Below are 17,235 nucleotides of genomic sequence, written 5' to 3' on the forward strand. Positions count from 1 at the left end.
GCGATTCATGTTGGAGGCTAGTAGAACCATCGGTACAGCACATTCAATTCAAACCCGCGCTGCGGATTGTTGGGCGTGGCGGCGGTGCTCTGCGCGCCAATGGACAACACATCCTGGCCGACCACGCTGCCGGCGATGCCGGCGCGCAGGTTGCGGCCCCAGCCGATGTCGGAGGTGCGCGTCATGCCGAACTCGGCATAGGGACGCCAGGCCCGCGTATAGGCGTTTTCCACCACCGTGCCCGCGCCCAGCGCAGCACCCCAGGAGCGCGAATCCAGCGGCATGTAGCGAAAACTTGCCGGGTCCGTTCCCACCGGCACCAGCCGCGCGATCAGGCTGTCGCTGTTGCCGTAGTCGGTGAACTTGGCGTCGTTGACGAAAGCGCGCAGGGTCAGGTTGGGATACTCCACCCGGAAGTGGGTGCCGACCTCGGCATTGAGGGTGCGGCCCCGGCCCAGGGAGGTGCCGGACTGGCTGGCGTAGTGTTGCAGACCACCGCCCAGGCGCAGGTATTCGGTGCGGCTCAGTTGCACGTTCAGGTTGAGTTCACCGCCATCGCGCTTGGCGCCCACGCGCATGAAGGCCGAGTCGGTCGCGCTCAGGTTGATACCGCCATTGCCCGACAACGTCAGCTTGGGCGTGAGCTGGCGCGAGAATTCCAGGCGCAGGCCGTTGAAGCTGGTCATCGCCTGGCGATGCTGCAAGGCGGCGCTGACGAAGCCATCCTCGATGCGACGACGCAGGGTAAAGGAATACAGCCGATCCACCGCCGGCACATCGCCCAGCAAGGTGCTGTCGTCGACGCTCTGGCGCCGTTCGATATAGCCGAAGTCAAAGCGCGTGCCAGGCGTGAGGTTCACGCCACTGCTGAGCGTAAAGAGCTTGCTGGCCAGCGGGAACTCGCGGGTGGCGGTGTAGCCGGCGCTGAACTTGGCCGGGTCATCGGTGACCAGGCCCGTGAGGCGGGCATGCAACTCGTCGTCGCCCGGCAGGCGTTGCAGCTGGTCGAAGGCCAGCGTCTGCGCCAGCGGCACCCGGCCAGCCACGCGGGCGGCTTCGATGCGGTCATACATGGGCAGCCAGTCGGCCAGGTTGTCGAGCAGGCGATTCAGGCCCTGGCGGTCATCATTGCCCAGGGCCATGGCCAGCTCGCCCCACAAGGGCTTGTCCAGCTGCGTCGCAAAGCGCGTGGCCAGCCAGGTGCGCGCCAGGTCGGAGTTCCCTTGGTTCATCGCATAGGCCAAGGCCAGCTCGCGCGCACTGGCCGAGAGCCGGGCATCGTCGCGCGGACGCTGGCCGGTGTCGGCAGTGGGGGCGAACAGCCCCGCCGGTCCGCCCGTGAGGCGCGCCGACAAGTCCTGGTCCTGGGCGCGCTGGCTGGCGTCGCTGCGAGCGGCGGCCTGCATGACCTTGAGCAGGGCCGGGCCGTCGGCCGGCGGCGCCACTGCATCGGAACGCACCAGGCGCGTGACATCGCTGTCGAGCAGGGCGCGCAAGACCTTGTTGCTGGCGTCGGCCGGCATGAACAGGGGCGCCAGCGCGGCCAGGCGATCGCGCCATTCGCGCAGCTGGGCCGGCGGAATATTGCGCAGCCGCGCCGGATCGCGCAACTCGATCCAGGCGCGGCGGCGGATGCGCCACGCCAGGTCAGGCTGGCCACTGGCGTCCAGCGCCTCGGCATAGCTGAGCAGCCACAGGTAATCGTTCTGAGGAAAGCCCGACTTGCGGAACCAGTGCAGCGCCACGTTCTGGCGGTTCAGCGAGATGTTGGCCGCAGCAAACGGCCCCCATAGTTGCGGCGCGGTCTCGGCATCGGCGGCCCACAGGGTCAGCGCGCGGTTGAGCAGTTCGGTATCGCGGGTGGCGATGAGGATCCAGATCATTTCGGCGCGCACCTCGGCCGAGCGCGGACTGAGCGACAAGGCCAGGCGCATGTCGGCACGCGCGCCGGCGTAGTCGTGCTTCATCTGGCGGAAGGCCGAGCGCACGCTCAGGTAAGGGACGTACTTTTCCAGCGCCGCATTCTGCTGCGGGGTGATGCTGTCGAGGAAGCGCTGGCCACCGTCCAGGTCATTGAGGCGCATGCGGTAGGTCAGCGCCTGCACGGCGAAGTTGGCCACGCCGGTACGGCGGAAGCCGAACTCGGCCAGCTCAGCGGCGGCGCGCGGTTCGTGCTCCTGGATCACCACCATCAGGTTGCTCATGTCGCCTTCGGCGGCCTGGTTGGTGGCCAGGAGCTGGTCATAGCCCCGGCGCGCTTCCTCATCCAGGCCCAGGTAGCGCGCCAGTTCTGCATAGGTGCGCCAGAAGTCGGCGTTGCCGGGCGGCGCCACCGGCGCGGCCTGGCGCAGCAGTTCCAGCGCCTGCTCGCCGCGCCCGCGCAGGTAGAGCAGGTTGGCGGCCATCAGGGCATTGGCGGCCGAGGGGCCGAATTCCTGGCGCTGGCGGACCAAAACGGCGTTGGCCTCATCATCGCGGCCCATGCGCAGGTAGAGCTTGGCCAGTGCATCCATCTCGCCATTGCGTTCGGTGGCGGCGTTGGCGTTGGCGTTGGCGTTGGCGTTGGCGTTGGCGTTGGCGTTGGCGTTGGCGTTGGCGTCGGCTGGCCGGCTCTGGCGCAGGCGCGCTTCCAGCAGTGCGGCGGCGCGCTCGGGCTGGCCGACGTTTTCGTACTGCGCCACCAGCAGGTTGACCCACTTGGGGTCGCCCGGCTCCACCTGCATCTTGTGCTGCAAGGCTTCGGTGAGGATGTCCTGTTCGAAGGTGCCCGCGGCGATGCGCATGACGTTATCCCAGGCGCCCTCGTCATTGGTCAGGCGCGCATAGGCCAGCCAGTGCGGGGTGGCCTGTTCCGGCACGCCGCTCCATTCCGACACCTCGGCCAGGCGCTTGCGCCAGACCGGGTCATCGGGACGCTGGCGCACCGCCGATTGCGCCAGCAGACGTGCATCGGTGAGGTTGCGATTACCCAGGAAGACGTTGTAGGCCAGGGTGTAGATCTCGTCATCGAAGGGCAGGTGCGCCAGTTCGCGGCTGGCGTTGACCTCTGCCGCTGGCGGCTGCGAGGGATCGGCGCCGGCCACGCGGATGACGCGCGCCTGGCGCATCGCCATCTGCATGCGCTGCTGCAATTGGTGCAATTGGTGCGGCTGCTGCAATTGGTGCAATTGGTGCGGCTGCTGCGGCTGGAGCAGCAAGGCCTGGGTCAGGCGTAGCGAGCGGGTGAATTCACGCAGCTGCTGGAAATGCACCGTCGCCAGCGCGCCGCTCCCCTGCCCTGCCCGCGCCAGCGTGGCGGCGGCGCGTCCCATGGACAACTGCAGCAGCTGGCGCACATAGCGCTCGGCGGCCTCGGGGCGGTTGGCCGCCTGCGCCAGCCGGGTCAGGAACAGCAGCGTGGCCTTGTCGTTGGCCAAGGGGCCCAGGTTGGCGTCGGCCACCTCCAGCGCTTCCTGGTACAGGCCACCGGCCTGCAGGTTGCGCAAGGCGGTGATGAAATTGTCGCGGCGCGCTTCCAGCGAGCCGGCATGCTGCATCGCCAGCAGGTAGAAGGAGGCGCTGCTGCGGTAATCGCCCATGCCCAGGCTCTGCTGGCCCAGGCGCACGGCCTCGCCATAGGGCAAGTCGCGGGTGGAGCGCTCGGCCAGCAGGCGCTCAAACGCTACCCGCGCGGCCTCCACGTCACCCAGCGCCAGGGCGTCCTGGGACAGACCCAGCCACTGCTGTGCGCTCAGGGGATAGGTCATGAGCTGCTGCAACTGGATGCGCAGCTCGGCCAGCAGGCGCGTGCGCTCGGGCGACGTCGCCGGCAGGGCAAAGGCTTCCTGCTGGCGGATGCGGTATTCCAGCCAGGCCGCCGCCAGCCGTGCAGCCGGCTCGGTCCCCATCTGCAGGAAGGCCAGTTGCTGGCGCGCCTCGGCGAACTGGCCCAGGTCGATCATCTGCTTGACCAGTTCGGCGCGCAGCACGGTATTGCCCGGCTTGGCCTTGAGGAAGACCTTCAGGTACTCGATGGTCAACTGGTCGCCGCGTCCGCTGGCATTGGCCACTTCCAGGCGCTGCTGCAGCGACACCTTCGGATAGACCAGGGCGAACACGGTCCCGACCGCCAGCGCAAAACCGGCGATCGTCCACGGCGAAAACAGCCTCAGCCGTTCATAAGGTGCATTGAACGAGTACCAGGTGCCGTGTTGTCGCGAGTTTGGCGGTTGAGGAGCCGATGTCATATTGGTGAACTGCAGACTTTGCGGTGAAATTCTTGAACCAGGATTGCCCAGTGATGCTGACCGACTTGCCCGCAGGCAGCGCCGCGCCATCGGCCGAGGCGCTGCAGCTGCGCGCGCCGGCCACGCTGAAGGTGGACGGCCCATTGGCCAGCAGGCTGAAGCGCAGCTCGACCTTGTTGCCATTGACGCTGCGCTGGAAGTCGCCGACCTGGCCGCCGGCTTCCAGCAGCATCGGCAAGGCCTGCGCGGCAGGCTGCGCAGGCGGCTTGAGGCGCACTTCGGCGGCCGAGGTGATCAGGTAGCGTCCGCTCGGCCCCGGGGCGATGCCGGCGATGCCGGGCGCACTGAGGTCATAGTCGGGCGTGCCAGGCGGCAGGCGCAAGGTGCGCAGATGCGCGCCGGTGCGATAGACCAGGGCGCCGTCAGCGGTGCGGGCGATGCTGGTGTTTTCGAAATCGATCACCTTGCGGATGTATTGCGAGACATACAGCCGCGTGAACGGCTGCGCCTGCGCCCAGCGATGGATCTTGTGCAGCGCCGCCACCGAGGCGGGCTTGGTGCCGGCGTAGAAGTGATAGTAGATATCGACCGCCTTGAAGCGGACCGGCTCACCGGTCAGTTCATAGCTTTCGATGGCGCGCTCGAAGCCGTAGAAGGGGCCGGTCCAGTTGCCGGTATAGACGTTCTCGTCCTGGTTGGGCGCGAACACCTGGTACCAGCCCTGCTTGCGCACGCCCTGGGCGGCGATGTCGGTCCAGGTGTTGCGACTCTTGGTGATCATGGTGTCGCCGCCGTTCATGTTCAGATAACCGTCCAGATAGGTCTGGGCGATGGCCTCGGGCGGCGGCACGCAGTTGCCGGTCCACAGGAAGACTTCGGCCTTCTTGCCCGGCGGCAGCAGGGTGTTGTTGATGTAGTCCATCGAGCCCTTGATCTCGCGCTGCAGATTGAACTTGTAGTTCGGAATTTCCAGCGTACGCGAGGCATCGCCATCCATCTGGGTGATGTCGGCGGTGCGGGTGTCATGCATGGCATCGGCCCAGTTGAACGGATGCGAGAAGGAATGGCTGGCCGGTTCGATATAGGGCAGCGTGAACATCTTGCGCGCCAGCGCCGTGGTCTGCGCCGACAGTTGCGGATAGACGCCCTGCGGGCTCAGCTCACCCTCCACCACCGAGACCGTGACGGGGAAGCGGTAACGGTCCCAGATCTCGCGTTGCAGGACTTCCACCGCGAAGGGCGAGCCCGGATATTCGGCCTTGGAGGGGAAGCCATCGCCATCAAGGTGGCTGGTCTGGATGCGACGGCCGCCTTCGGTGGTGACATCGGGGACGGCAATATCGGGCAGGCGCAGCGCGCGCTTGAGGAAGAGCATGGGCTGCAGCACCCAGCGCGGCGGATCGATCACCGGGGCCGTCGTGATGGCGAAGGGCGCCAGCGCAAAGCCGCCCCAGGGAGTGATGGCGGCGGCGTCATAGGTGTTGTCGCGGCCATCCTTCATGCGCAGCAGGACCGGCGCGGCGGGATCGCTCAGGCGCACGTTTTCCAACTGGGTGCGGTCCACGCGCGGACGCGTCTCGAAACCCATCAATTCGGGATCGTAGTGGGTCACATCCAGTTGCTCCGGAACCGGCGCGGCAAAACTGGTCAGGCCCAGCATGCCCGCGCTGAGCTTGGTCATCTGGAAACCGAAGGCGCTGAAGATGGCCACCGGCACGCCCTCCTTGATGCGCTGGCCTATCCATGGCCCCAGCGGCTGATGGTTGGTGCCGCTGCGGAACCAGGTCACCACCCCCGCGTAACGTCCGGCCAGCGGCTCGGTGGGCAGGCCTTCGCGGCCGACATCGCGGAACTCGTAGCGCAGGCCCAGGTGATTGAGCTGGATGCCCAGGAAGCGCTGCGCCTCGGTGGTATGCAAGTCGTCGCCCTCGGCCACGTCCAGCAGCACCAGCACATTACGCGGCACCAGTTCGACGCTGGAGACGCCCATGGAGACCAGGCCGCCATCGGCCACCCAGGGAATGAAACCGTCGGCGCTGATCTTCTGCGCCGTCTCGCGAGCCAGCGTACGCGCACCGCTCTGCTGCGGATCGACGTAGTCGATGGCGATGACCGGGAGGTGATAGCGGTCACGCGCTGTCTGCATCTGGCCCATCAGCCAGGCGCGGTCATTGTCCTTGACCGGGCCATAGCTGCGGCGGCCGGCGTCATAGCCGCGATACAGGGATTCGGCCGCCACCGCATAGGTCAGCGGCGCGATCTCGGGCAGGAGCTCGAAGCCGCGATTGAGGATCAGCTTGGCCTCGGGATAACGGCGCTTGAACTCGCGCAGGGTCGCGATCATGGCCTGGGTCTGCACGGCGCGTTCGGCGTCGGTCTTGGCAAAGAGCTGGTAGGAATCCAGGGTATCGAGGAAGAAGCCGCGCCAGCCCTGCGCCCACAGCGGGGCAATGATCTTGTCGAGGAAGAAATCACGCCAGCCCGGGGCGTTCTGGTCGATCACCCGGCTGCCCCAGGCGGCATTGTCGCCGCGCAGCAGGCCCGGCGGCAGTTGCTTGTAATAAGGGCGGGAGGGCTGGACTTCCCCCAACGACACATAGGCGAACAGCTGGTGCATGCCATCGGCCGCCGAACGCGTACGCGCAGCGGGATTGCGGACGAACTCCGGTTCCACCACGGCCACGTCGAACGCCTGCAAGTCGGCCAGCGGCGGATTGACGCCGTAATAGAAAGCCACCGAGGTGGGCGCGCTCGCTGTCCCCGCCGTGCCCTGGGCAGGGGCCGAGCCGGTCAGCAGTGCCGCGGCCGCCGCCGCCAGGGTCCAGACGAAAGTGCGCACCATGCGCCAGGCCGAGCTTGGCCGGATGACTGTTTTCTTGTTGCCCATCGCCGCCGCCATGCGCGCTCCTAGATGACTGATCGCCAAGCCGCATGAAACCACAGGGCCTGCAGGACCGGTATCCGGCGTTCCCCTGGCAAAAGAAAGAGGAAAAAACAGGCCAGATGCCGCTTAAAGAGAAGTGTTAGCAATTTGTATCAAATTCTAACGAGATTCACTGGGTAAAGTTTTCCTTTGCCCAATTTTTTGCACATTCTGACAACTTTTAGTGAGTTAAAGTGAGCTCGCGTGAGTTAGCGTGAGTTAGCGTGAGCTTATATAGTTAATAAAACAATAACAAACAATTCACCGTAATGAACCGGCCCGGTGTCGGCATCTGACCACAATTTTTCATCCTTCGCACAAAACAGGTGCATGAACGTCCGCCCTGGTCTGCACCAAAAGGCCACAGGCAGCGCCCCAGCCCGGGGCCAGCCGCCCGTTTGCTGCGCCGCATGCGCGTGGCACCCGCACCCTGCGCCCGCCGCCTGGCGTGCGCAAGCCTTGCCAGACAAGGCCTGGGCCGCCAATAATCGTTGCCAGATGTTGTATGCCAATCTTGTATATCAGCGTGGCACACAACTTGCTGATGAGAGGCCATGAGCACCCATCCTTCCCCCAAGTCGTCGTCGCAGATCGCCGTGCGCATCACCGAGGCCATCCTCGCCAAGCAATTGGCGCCGGGAACCCGCCTGGGCGAGCAGCAGCTGGCCGATCTCTTCAAGGTCTCGCGCACCCAGGTGCGCGAAGCCCTGACGCACCTGATGGCGCGCGGCATCGTCACCGTCAGCGCGCGGCGCGGCTGGTTCGTCATCGAACCCACGCCGGCGCAGGCGCGCGAAGCCTTCGAGGCGCGCCGGGTGATCGAGCTGGGGCTGTTGCGCCAGGCCCGCCTGCGTCCGGTGGGCGATACCGCCATCGGCCAGTTGCGCCAGCACATCGCCCGCGAAGAAGCGGCCATCGCCGGGGCCGATGTGGGGGTGCGCAGCTATCTGCTGGGCGACTTCCATGTCTGCCTGGCCGAATGCCTGGGCAACTCGCTGCTGGCCGAGACGCTGCGCGACCTGACCGCGCGCACCACGCTCACGGCGATGCTGCACCAGTCCTCGGAGCAGGCAGAGGATTCTTGTTCGGAACATGTCCTGATCGTCGAGGCGCTGGAACGCGGCGATCTGGAACAGGCAGAGCAACTGATGCATGACCACCTGCAACATGTGGAATCAGGGCTCAACCAGGTGCGCAGCAGCGATCCGCTGGAACCGCTGCGACAGGCGCTGGCCTCGGTATCGCTGCAGGGGGCTGCGAGCGACGCCAAGACCGTGCGCCCGCCTGGCAAAGGGCCGTTGTAAGCGCCGGCAGCATGCGCAAGCCCACTCATCAACGTCGTCAACCCTAGGGAAACTGCTATGAAACTGACCAAACTCCTGCTCGGCCTGATGGCCGGCGCCATGATGTTCTCTGCTTCGGTCGCCCGCGCCGACGCCCTGGACGATATCCAGAAGCACGGCACGCTGCGCGTGGCGGTGCCGGCGGACTTCCCGCCGTTCGGCTCGGTGGATGCCGACCTGAAGCCCCAGGGCCTGGACATCGACGTGGCCACCTTGATCGCCAAGAAGCTGGGCGTGAAGGTGGAACTGATCCCGGTCTCCAGCGCCAACCGCATCCCCTACCTGAGCACCAAGAAGGTCGACCTGGTCATCTCCAGCATGGGCAAGAACGCCGAGCGTGAAAAGGTGATCGACTTCTCCGCCGCCTATGCGCCCTTCTTCAATGGCGTGTTCGGTCCGGCTGACCTGTCGGTCAAGAGCGCCGCCGATCTGGCCGGCAAGACCATTGCGGTGACCCGTGGCTCGGTGGAAGACCTGGAACTGAGCAAGATCGTCCCGGCCTCGGCCACCGTGAAGCGCTATGAAGACAACAACAGCACCATCAGCTCCTTCCTCTCCGGCCAGGTGCAACTGGTCGCCACCGGCAACGTGGTGGCAGCCGCCATCATCGCCCGCAACCCGCCCAAGAAGCCCGAGACCAAGTTCCTCATCAAGGATTCGCCCTGCTTCATCGGCCTGAACAAGGGCGAGAAGAAGCTGCAGGACAAGGTCGACGCCATCCTGGCCGAATCCAAGAAGGATGGCAGCCTCAGCGCCATCTCGCAGAAGTGGCTGGGCATGCCGCTGCCGGCTGGCCTGTAAATTGCTGCAGTGACCGCACACCTGCAAGGGTGTGCGGCAATACAGTGGCAGGTGTATTCCAATACAGTATCAAGCTGACATCGACCACTGGCACTACAGCACCAATACAGTAGCAATACAGCAGCAATACGGTTTCACCAAGGCGGCACGCAGGCGGACACCCGGCAAACGCAGCATTTCCAAGGCAGGGCAGACACGACATCATGGCTTATCAATTCGATTTCCTTTCCACCTTCGACTACACCGACGTCATCGTCAAAGGGGTAGCGACCACCATCGAGCTCATCGCCATCGGCGGCGTGCTCGGCGTGGCCGTGGGCATCTTCGGCGCCTGGGCGCGCACCCAGGGGCCGGGCTGGCTCAAGCCGGTGGTGAGCGGCTATGTGGAGATCATCCGCAATACGCCCTTCCTGGTGCAGTTGTTCTTCATCTTCTTCGGCCTGCCCTCGCTGAACATCCACATCAGCGAGATCACCGCCGCCATCTTCGCCATGGTGATCAACCTGGGCGCCTACAGCACCGAGATCATCCGCGCCGGCGTGCAAGCCATTCCGCGCGGGCAGATCGAGGCCGCGCAATCGCTGTCGATGTCGCGCATGCAGATCTTCCGCCACATCATCCTGCGCCCGGCGCTGCAGAAGATCTGGCCGGCGCTGTCTTCGCAGGTGGTCATCGTCATGCTGGGTTCGGCGGTGTGTTCGCAGATCGCCGTGGAAGAACTGTCCTTCGCCGCCAACTTCATCCAGGGCCGCAACTTCCGCGCCTTCGAAGCCTACATCGTCGCCACCGCCATCTACCTGGTGCTGGCCATCCTGCTGCGCCAGGTGCTGCGCCTGATCGGCCACTACTTCATCACCGCCCGGAGGACCGCATGATCACCTTCACCACCTGGGACATCGTCCGCAACCTCATGCTGGCCTGGCGCTGGACCATCGTCCTGTCGCTGGTCACCTTCGTGCTCGGCGGCGCGCTCGGCCTGGTCATCCTGTTCATGCGCACCTCGCGCCAGAACTGGCTGCGCCAGGTAGCGCGCCTGTATATCGAACTGTTCCAGGGCACGCCCTTGCTGATGCAATTGTTCCTGGTCTTCTTCGGCATTGCGCTGTTCGGCATCGAAGTGCCGGCGTGGCTGGCGGCAGGCCTGGCGCTGATGTGCTGGAGCGCCTCCTACCTGGCCGAGATCTGGCGCGGCTGCGTGGAAGCCATTCCCAAGGGGCAGTGGGAAGCCTCCTCGGTGCTGGCCATGGGTTACTTCCAGCAGATGCGTTACATCGTGCTGCCGCAGGCTTTGCGTATCGCCATCGCACCGACGGTGGGATTTGGCGTGCAGATCATCAAGTCCACCGCCGTGACCTCCATCATCGGCTTCATCGAATTGTCCAAGGCCGGCACCGTCATCACCAACGCCACCTTCCGCCCCTTCACGGTGTTCGCCATCGTGGGCGCCTTCTACTTCGTGCTTTGCTGGCCGCTGTCCAAGTACAGCCAGTCTCTAGAAAGGAAATACAATGCCGCTCATCGCCATTGACAACGTCAAGAAACGCTTCGGCGACAACGAAGTCCTCAAGGGCATCAGCCTGGACGTCGAACCCGGTGAAGTGATCGCCATCATCGGCAAGAGCGGCTCGGGCAAGTCCACGCTGCTACGCTGCATCAACGGCCTGGAGAGCATCGACGAAGGCAACATCAGCGTGGCCGGCGCCAAGCTGGGCGCCAGCGAACTGGAACTGCGCAACCTGCGCCTGAAGGTCGGCATGATCTTCCAGCAGTTCAACCTGTTCCCGCATCTCTCGGTGGGACGCAACGTGATGGTCGCGCCGATGATCGTCAAGGGCGTCAGCGAAGCCGAGGCCATGAAGACGGCCAAGGCCAACCTGGAAAAAGTCGGCCTGGGCCACAAGTTCGACGCCTATCCCGACCAGCTCTCCGGCGGCCAGCAGCAGCGCGTGGCCATCGCCCGCGCGCTGTCGATGAGTCCGCAGGCATTGCTGTGCGACGAGATCACCTCGGCGCTGGACCCTGAGCTGGTCAACGAAGTGCTGACCGTCATGCGCGGGCTGGCCAAGGAAGGCATGACGCTCCTGATGGTCACCCACGAAATGCGTTTTGCCCGCGAGGTCTGCAATCGGCTGGTGTTCATGCACCAGGGCAAGGTGCATGAGATCGGCCCGCCGGAAGAACTGTTCGGCAATCCCAAGACGCCGGAATTGCAGCAGTTCATTGGGATGACGCAAGGGGCTTGAGGCTACTGCTGACTGCGGTCCAGTCATGCTGTAGTGCTATGGCGGGATGACACCCCAGGTCTGGAAGATTTTCCGGGCCTGGGGTGTTTTTATATCTAATGACGGCAATTACCCCGGCAAGGCGCTATTTATGCCTCTTTGAAAATATCCCCTAGTCGGATATAAAGAGCTATCCTGCTTAATCTGGAGCACGCTATAACCACGTAATTATCCTTTACCTAGCCAGATCACGACATGGACCCAATTAATACCACAAAGCTCATTCCCACAGAGGTATTGAAAGAGGCATACAAAGATGCGCTATCTCCGGCATTTAAACAGCTCGGAGAATTCGGCGAAGATGTGATTAAGACCGTCCGGCTTGTATTGTTTCCAACTCAGTACACGGCTACGCTACAGGACCGCCTGGCAAAACATCTTAAGAAATCCATTGAGCAAGTACCACAAGATAATCGCATTCCTCCCATCGAATCCCTTGCGCTCCCCATCGTAGAGCAGTTGAAGTACCACGATGACACAAGCTTAGCTGGACAGATGTTTGTGAATCTTCTTTCGCGCGCAATGGATAAAGAAAGGATAAGCGAAGCTCATCCTGCTTTCGTGCAGATTATCGGACAGTTGGCACCGGATGAGGCGGTTTTGATACGTCAGATTGGAGCACATAAAAATCGCCCTGCTGCGTACCTTCGCCCTCTTCAAAAGGGATCGAATGTATTTCTGGAGAGCCAGCGAGTAAACCTCATTAGCCAATCCGAATTGGCCCATGCCGCAGCGGAAATTCTTCTTGCTGTCGCCGTTCAACCTGAAGAAATGGCACAGCCAGATTTGCTGTATACATACATTGAGCATCTGGTCTCTCTTGGTCTGGTCGCCTATACCAACCAGCCATGGGAGCGTGAGTTCAGAAACGGAAAGCCGGCTTCTTTCGATTTTTGGTTCATCGAATTGACTGGAATCGGTAGGTTATTCTGCAAGGCTTGCTTACCGTCGATATAGTTAAAGCTACACATGGAGTCAGTGCCGCCTATTTCACAGGTCGCGCACTTTACGCAATTTCCAAAACTTCCAATCATTCGAGATGGCCAAATACATCATCAACGGGGAATCCGCAGACTTTGCAACACTGAGTGGCAGTGAAATTCAAAGAACGTTGGGCAAGCATCATGAAGACAAAACGAAGAAGAGCACAATTCATTGCGGATGTCGTCCGGCCGAAAAGCTCGTACTTCACACCTTCAATCGAAATGGAAAATTTTATCTGCGAAAAACGTCTGGAACAGGAGAAACGCATAAAATTGGCTGCCGACACCGCTCACTAAATGCAGAGACTGCTGCCTTTTTCGGTTATTCGCTGGAGGCCATTCGTACCGATGATAATGACAATCTGGTTATCAGCCTCTCAGTCCCGCTGAAACGATCTCAGACGGCTCCTTCACTTACTCAAACCTCTCACACATTTAAATCGAATGATGGCAAATGCACCACCGCGCGGAAAATCTCTAATCGCGTTACGGAGCTCGGAGCCCTTCGTCTTTTGTGGGCTCGTGCCAACTTAACCTCACATGAACCGACCATCCTAAACAAGGAACCTTGGTCAGCAATTCGCGGCGCGGCCAAGTTCCTTAAGCTAAATCATGGACTTGAGCTATCGAAGATGCTTTTGCTTCCGCATTTCTCTGACGACGATAAGCAGGGCGGCCGCAATTGGTACGCGCTGAAAAACGCGATCAACAAGCACTATGTAATTTACATCGACATTATTGATGGAGATGAATACAAGTCCATGTTAGTCACTCTAGCGGCCAAGCAACCTTACGTTTTCAGTCACAGCACTAAGATCGGAGGCACTACCAACCGATTCAAGGTGAAGGTCGGCGTGTATAAGGAAGAGGCGATGGATATTTACAATAACTTGACGCACCAGTTTCCGAATTTCAGCAGTCAAGTCAAAGATAATGCCAAGGTAGTAGTCTTTGGACGCGCAGAAGTCTGCGTTATGAAGGCTGATTCAAAGGAACAAAGCGATACCTATTACTCCAAGGTTCGCTCGATGGTTGCGATGCCTGTGACATCACAACTTATTCCATTTGAATCCAGTTATGAACACCAACTAGCCAACCACTTGGTAAATGCAGGACGCCATTATGAGAAGCCATTTTCCTCCGAAGCTAGCATTGATGACCGTCTATTTCCCGACTTCATCCTACAAGATTGCTCTCCCCCGGTCATGATTGAAGTCTACGGTATGAACACCGAAGTTTATCTAGCCCGTAAAAAAGAGAAACGCGCTATTTACGCAGCCGAATACCCTGGTCAATATTGGGAATGGCACGCCGACAGAGAAACCCTACAAGATGCACTGCAACGCCAACAGCTTCCAGCACCGTGAAAAAGGTATAGGGAGCGAGGATTGCCGGCTGAGTAACGCTGGTAGAGCTTAAATGCAAGAACGGCCAAGAAAACATTAGGTGCGCCAACTAGCGAATTGCAGCAAAGTTCGAATACTCTCGCGCCCTAATTCGGTAACAACGAAACCCCATGCTGAACGCACGCGCCGGCAATCCTTCGCGAGCAGGAACCATAATCAGCGATTTATCTCACACACCTTCCGATCATTCTCATAGAACACCACCGGCCCAGTCGTATACCGATCCTTGGGAATGGACACCATCAGGTAATCCTTGATCCGATAAGAAGCCCCCGAAGCCGGGGCGCGATAGAGGTAGTTCAGCCGCAGCGTGCCATCGCGCAGGCGCACCGACAGCGGCGTGAAGACGTGGGGACGTTCGGCGGCATCCGGGGCGCTCATGGTGCGCGCTACCAGCAGGTATTGCTTGCGCTCGAAGTGATCGGACGAGGGACCGGTGGGGCGGCGGTCGCCCATGGTGGGGGCTGGCTGCATCCACTCGTCCCACTCGGCGCGGCTGCGGATCAGGGTGCAGAAGACTGGCTGGCGCTGGTCATCCCAGTTCTTCACGAACCCCTGGTAGGAACCGCTGAGCACGGTCTTGAACGGGATCACCGTGGGATCTTCCTGCTCGCTCCACGGCATCATCGAACAACCACCGGCGCTGACCATCGTGGCGGCCGCCAGCATCCACTGCATTGAAACCCTGATCGTCTTGCGCATGGTATTTCCCCCAAGAAGCTTGGCATTTAATCATGCCTTTGCGGCGAGAAGCGAAAAATCATCGAATCTTTACCTTCCTCCCATCCGGCGGGATGCTCTCCGGCCGGGCTGTAGCTCAGAGCACAATGCGCCTCAATGGTTCAGCCAGGCGGCACGCGCTGGAGGGGCGGGCCCGAATTGCGGGATAATGCCGGGTCCGGGAGGGGCGCGATGCGCCAAGGCGGTCTGCCTGCCTCCCTTGTCTTTACCGTTCTCGCCAATATTGAAGGGTCGTCGCCATGAACACTGCTGTCACTCCCTCTTCCGCATCCGGCGCTGCGCTGGATGCCTTCATCGCCGGCATGCCCAAGACCGAATTGCACCTGCACATCGAAGGCACGCTGGAGCCCGAACTGATGTTCGCGCTGGCCCAGCGCAACCAGATCGCCCTGCCCTACGCCTCGGTGGAAGCCTTGCGCGCTGCCTACAACTTCAGCGACCTGCAATCCTTCCTCGACCTCTACTACGCCGGCGCCAATGTGCTGCGCACCGAGCAGGACTTCTATGACATGACGGCCGCCTACATCGCCCGCGCGCAAGCCGACCAGGTGCGTCATGCCGAGATCTTCTTCGATCCGCAGACCCACACCGAACGCGGCATTCCGATGGCTACCGTGTTCGCCGGCATCGCCGCTGCCCTGCGCGATGCGCGCCGCCGCGATGGCTTTGGCAGCGTGATGATCATGTCCTTCCTGCGCCATCTCTCCGAAGAAGACGCCTTCGCCACGCTGGAAGCGGCCCTGCCGCTGCGCGAGCAATATGCCGACCTGTGGCTGGGCATCGGCCTGGATTCCTCCGAACGCGGCAACCCGCCGGAAAAGTTCGAGCGCGTCTATGCCCGCTGCCGCGAACTGGGCTTCCGCCTGGTGGCCCACGCCGGTGAAGAAGGCCCGGCGGCCTACGTCATCGGGGCGCTCGACACCTTGCACGTGGAACGCATCGACCACGGCGTGCGCAGCGAGGAAGACCCGGCCCTGATGCAGCGCCTGGCGCAACAGCGCACGCCCCTGACGGTGTGCCCGCTGTCCAACCTCAAGCTGTGCGTGGTCAAGGACATGGCCGAGCACAACCTGGCCCGCCTGCTCGACGCCGGCCTGGCCGTCACGGTCAATTCCGACGATCCGGCCTATTTCGGCGGCTACATGAACGCCAACTACCACGCCGTGGCCCGTGCGCTGGACCTCTCCCGCGAGCAGGTGCTGCAACTGGCCCGCAATGGCATCGACGCCTGCTTCCTCGCCGATGAAGAGAAGGCCACCCTGCATCAGGAGCTGGAGCAGTACGCGGCCGCGCACTGAGCCGCTCCAGGCCATACGCTGCACCCAAGACGCCCGGCCCGCCCGGGCGTCTTACTTTTCCGTCAACAATCCCCAAGCACGTTTCTTGCATGATGCAGTGGCAGGATTGGCAACGCGCCGCCCATCCGGGCAAGACGACAAAGCTCGGCGCAGATTGACGACAATTTCTGGAATTAAGATTACGCAACGCAACAGCCTGCCGTCTATTGGCAAAACGGGCGATTCCCCAGGAAGGACGCTGCATTGCAGCACCGAAACCTGGTGAGACGGTGACCCAAAGCGGGACACGCCCCGTCTTTTTGGTGCAGAATGAGCCCCATTTTGTTGCAAATCGCTTTCCGGATTGTTGACGATCGTTGCAGTCGGTTGTTGACCAGTCATGCCTCTTCCAACCTGAATCCGTAGAGCACGAGCCTCATGAACAAAGCCAACAAAGCCAGCCGCCCCGCCCCTCCTGCCCGCGCGCCTGCGCGCGAGCGCGACAACGCTGTGGCGGTGGAGGAAAGGATGTATCAGGACATCTATGACGCCATCATGGAACACCGGCTGCCGCCGCGTACCAAGCTGACCGAACAGACCCTGTGCCAGATCTACGACACGGCCCGTCATACCGTGCGCAAGGTGCTGGCGCGGCTGGCTGCCGAAGGCATGGTGGACCTGGAAGCCAACCGCGGCGCCTTCATCGCCAGCCCCTCGCCGGCCGAGGTGCGCGACATGTTCGAGTTGCGCAACATCCTCGAACATGCGGTGCTGGAGAAGCTGGGCCGCACCGCCGGTACGCGCCAGATCGCGGGCTTGCGGCGCATGGTGGAAGAAGAGCGGGACTGCTACCTCAATGGCGACCGGCCGCGCTGGATCAGGCTGTCCGCGCAGTTCCACCTGGCCCTGGCCGAGCTGACCGGCAATGCCCTGTTGGTGGAGACGCTGCGCAAGCTGGTCTCGCGCACCACCCTGATGATCGCCAAGACGGAGGCGCCGGGCCACAACGCCTGCTCCTTCGACGAACACGAAACCGTGCTGGAAGCCCTGGAAAAAGGCGATATCAAGGCCGCCCAGGCGCATATGGCACACCACTTGCATTTGTGCGAGGACCGGGTACGGCCGGATGCGGATGACCAATTCGATCTGCGCGCCGTGCTTGGCAAGGGACTGTAACCACAGGCCGGCGCGCACGCTGACTTTTCGCCACCGGGAAAGTCAGGAGATAGAAAGAAACTGGAAACAGAAGGGCC

13 protein-coding genes are annotated in these 17,235 nt (G+C 62.2%); 9 read left to right on the forward strand and 4 right to left on the reverse strand.

Annotated features, from left to right (window positions below; translation table 11 throughout):
- Positions 1 to 17: 17 nt before the first annotated feature.
- A complete protein-coding gene (locus tag BGK68_RS01675; protein ID WP_233149218.1) occupies positions 18 to 4,226 on the reverse strand; it encodes a tetratricopeptide repeat protein in 4,209 nt (1,402 codons plus the stop codon).
- Positions 4,156 to 7,125, reverse strand: coding sequence for a bifunctional glycoside hydrolase 114/ polysaccharide deacetylase family protein (locus BGK68_RS01680; RefSeq protein WP_075255645.1), 2,970 nt, complete (start codon positions 7,123 to 7,125; stop codon positions 4,156 to 4,158). Before BGK68_RS01680 ends, BGK68_RS01675 begins: the two co-directional genes overlap by 71 nt.
- 578 nt (positions 7,126 to 7,703) lie before the next feature.
- Here BGK68_RS01680 and BGK68_RS01685 point away from each other — a divergent pair.
- The 7 genes from BGK68_RS01685 to BGK68_RS01715 all read left to right on the forward strand — a co-directional run bounded on the left by BGK68_RS01685 (position 7,704) and on the right by BGK68_RS01715 (position 13,925).
- A complete protein-coding gene (locus BGK68_RS01685; RefSeq protein ID WP_075255646.1) occupies positions 7,704 to 8,453 on the forward strand; it encodes a GntR family transcriptional regulator in 750 nt (249 codons plus the stop codon).
- A gap of 57 nt (positions 8,454 to 8,510) precedes the next feature.
- Complete coding sequence (locus tag BGK68_RS01690) at positions 8,511 to 9,293, forward strand: transporter substrate-binding domain-containing protein (RefSeq protein ID WP_075255647.1); 783 nt, start codon at positions 8,511 to 8,513, stop codon at positions 9,291 to 9,293.
- Between the two features lie 203 nt (positions 9,294 to 9,496).
- Positions 9,497 to 10,168: an amino acid ABC transporter permease gene (locus tag BGK68_RS01695; protein ID WP_075255648.1), complete on the forward strand. Its 672-nt coding sequence runs from the start codon at positions 9,497 to 9,499 to the stop codon at positions 10,166 to 10,168.
- Positions 10,165 to 10,821 (forward strand): amino acid ABC transporter permease, encoded by a 657-nt coding sequence (locus BGK68_RS01700; protein WP_075255649.1) that lies wholly within the window; start codon positions 10,165 to 10,167, stop codon positions 10,819 to 10,821. Before BGK68_RS01695 ends, BGK68_RS01700 begins: the two co-directional genes overlap by 4 nt.
- Positions 10,802 to 11,536, forward strand: a complete 735-nt coding sequence (locus BGK68_RS01705) for an amino acid ABC transporter ATP-binding protein (protein WP_075255650.1) — start codon at positions 10,802 to 10,804, stop codon at positions 11,534 to 11,536. Before BGK68_RS01700 ends, BGK68_RS01705 begins: the two co-directional genes overlap by 20 nt.
- Positions 11,537 to 11,770: 234 nt before the next feature.
- On the forward strand, positions 11,771 to 12,532 hold the full coding sequence (locus BGK68_RS01710) for a DUF4393 domain-containing protein (RefSeq protein WP_075255651.1): 762 nt from the start codon (positions 11,771 to 11,773) through the stop codon (positions 12,530 to 12,532).
- Between the two features lie 82 nt (positions 12,533 to 12,614).
- Positions 12,615 to 13,925 carry a DUF1173 family protein gene (locus BGK68_RS01715; protein WP_075255652.1) on the forward strand — a complete coding sequence of 437 codons (1,311 nt, stop codon included), beginning with the start codon at positions 12,615 to 12,617 and terminating at the stop codon, positions 13,923 to 13,925.
- A 195-nt stretch (positions 13,926 to 14,120) separates the two neighbouring features.
- Here BGK68_RS01715 and BGK68_RS01720 read toward each other — a convergent pair whose 3' ends face one another.
- Positions 14,121 to 14,666 carry a hypothetical protein gene (locus tag BGK68_RS01720; protein ID WP_075255653.1) on the reverse strand — a complete coding sequence of 182 codons (546 nt, stop codon included), beginning with the start codon at positions 14,664 to 14,666 and terminating at the stop codon, positions 14,121 to 14,123.
- 278 nt (positions 14,667 to 14,944) lie between these two features.
- Here BGK68_RS01720 and BGK68_RS01725 point away from each other — a divergent pair, with 278 nt between their 5' ends.
- Positions 14,945 to 16,003, forward strand: coding sequence for an adenosine deaminase (locus BGK68_RS01725; RefSeq protein WP_075255654.1), 1,059 nt, complete (start codon positions 14,945 to 14,947; stop codon positions 16,001 to 16,003).
- A 51-nt stretch (positions 16,004 to 16,054) separates the two neighbouring features.
- Here the strand turns inward: BGK68_RS01725 and BGK68_RS27260 are convergent, their stop codons facing one another.
- Positions 16,055 to 16,384 (reverse strand): hypothetical protein, encoded by a 330-nt coding sequence (locus BGK68_RS27260; RefSeq protein WP_143432929.1) that lies wholly within the window; start codon positions 16,382 to 16,384, stop codon positions 16,055 to 16,057.
- Positions 16,385 to 16,420: 36 nt separating this feature from the next.
- Here BGK68_RS27260 and BGK68_RS01730 point away from each other — a divergent pair, with 36 nt between their 5' ends.
- Positions 16,421 to 17,158 (forward strand): GntR family transcriptional regulator, encoded by a 738-nt coding sequence (locus BGK68_RS01730; protein ID WP_075255655.1) that lies wholly within the window; start codon positions 16,421 to 16,423, stop codon positions 17,156 to 17,158.
- Positions 17,159 to 17,235: the final 77 nt, after the last annotated feature.

Origin of the sequence: Herbaspirillum camelliae (assembly GCF_001929405.1) — a bacterium.
Lineage (GTDB): Bacteria > Pseudomonadota > Gammaproteobacteria > Burkholderiales > Burkholderiaceae_D > Herbaspirillum > Herbaspirillum seropedicae.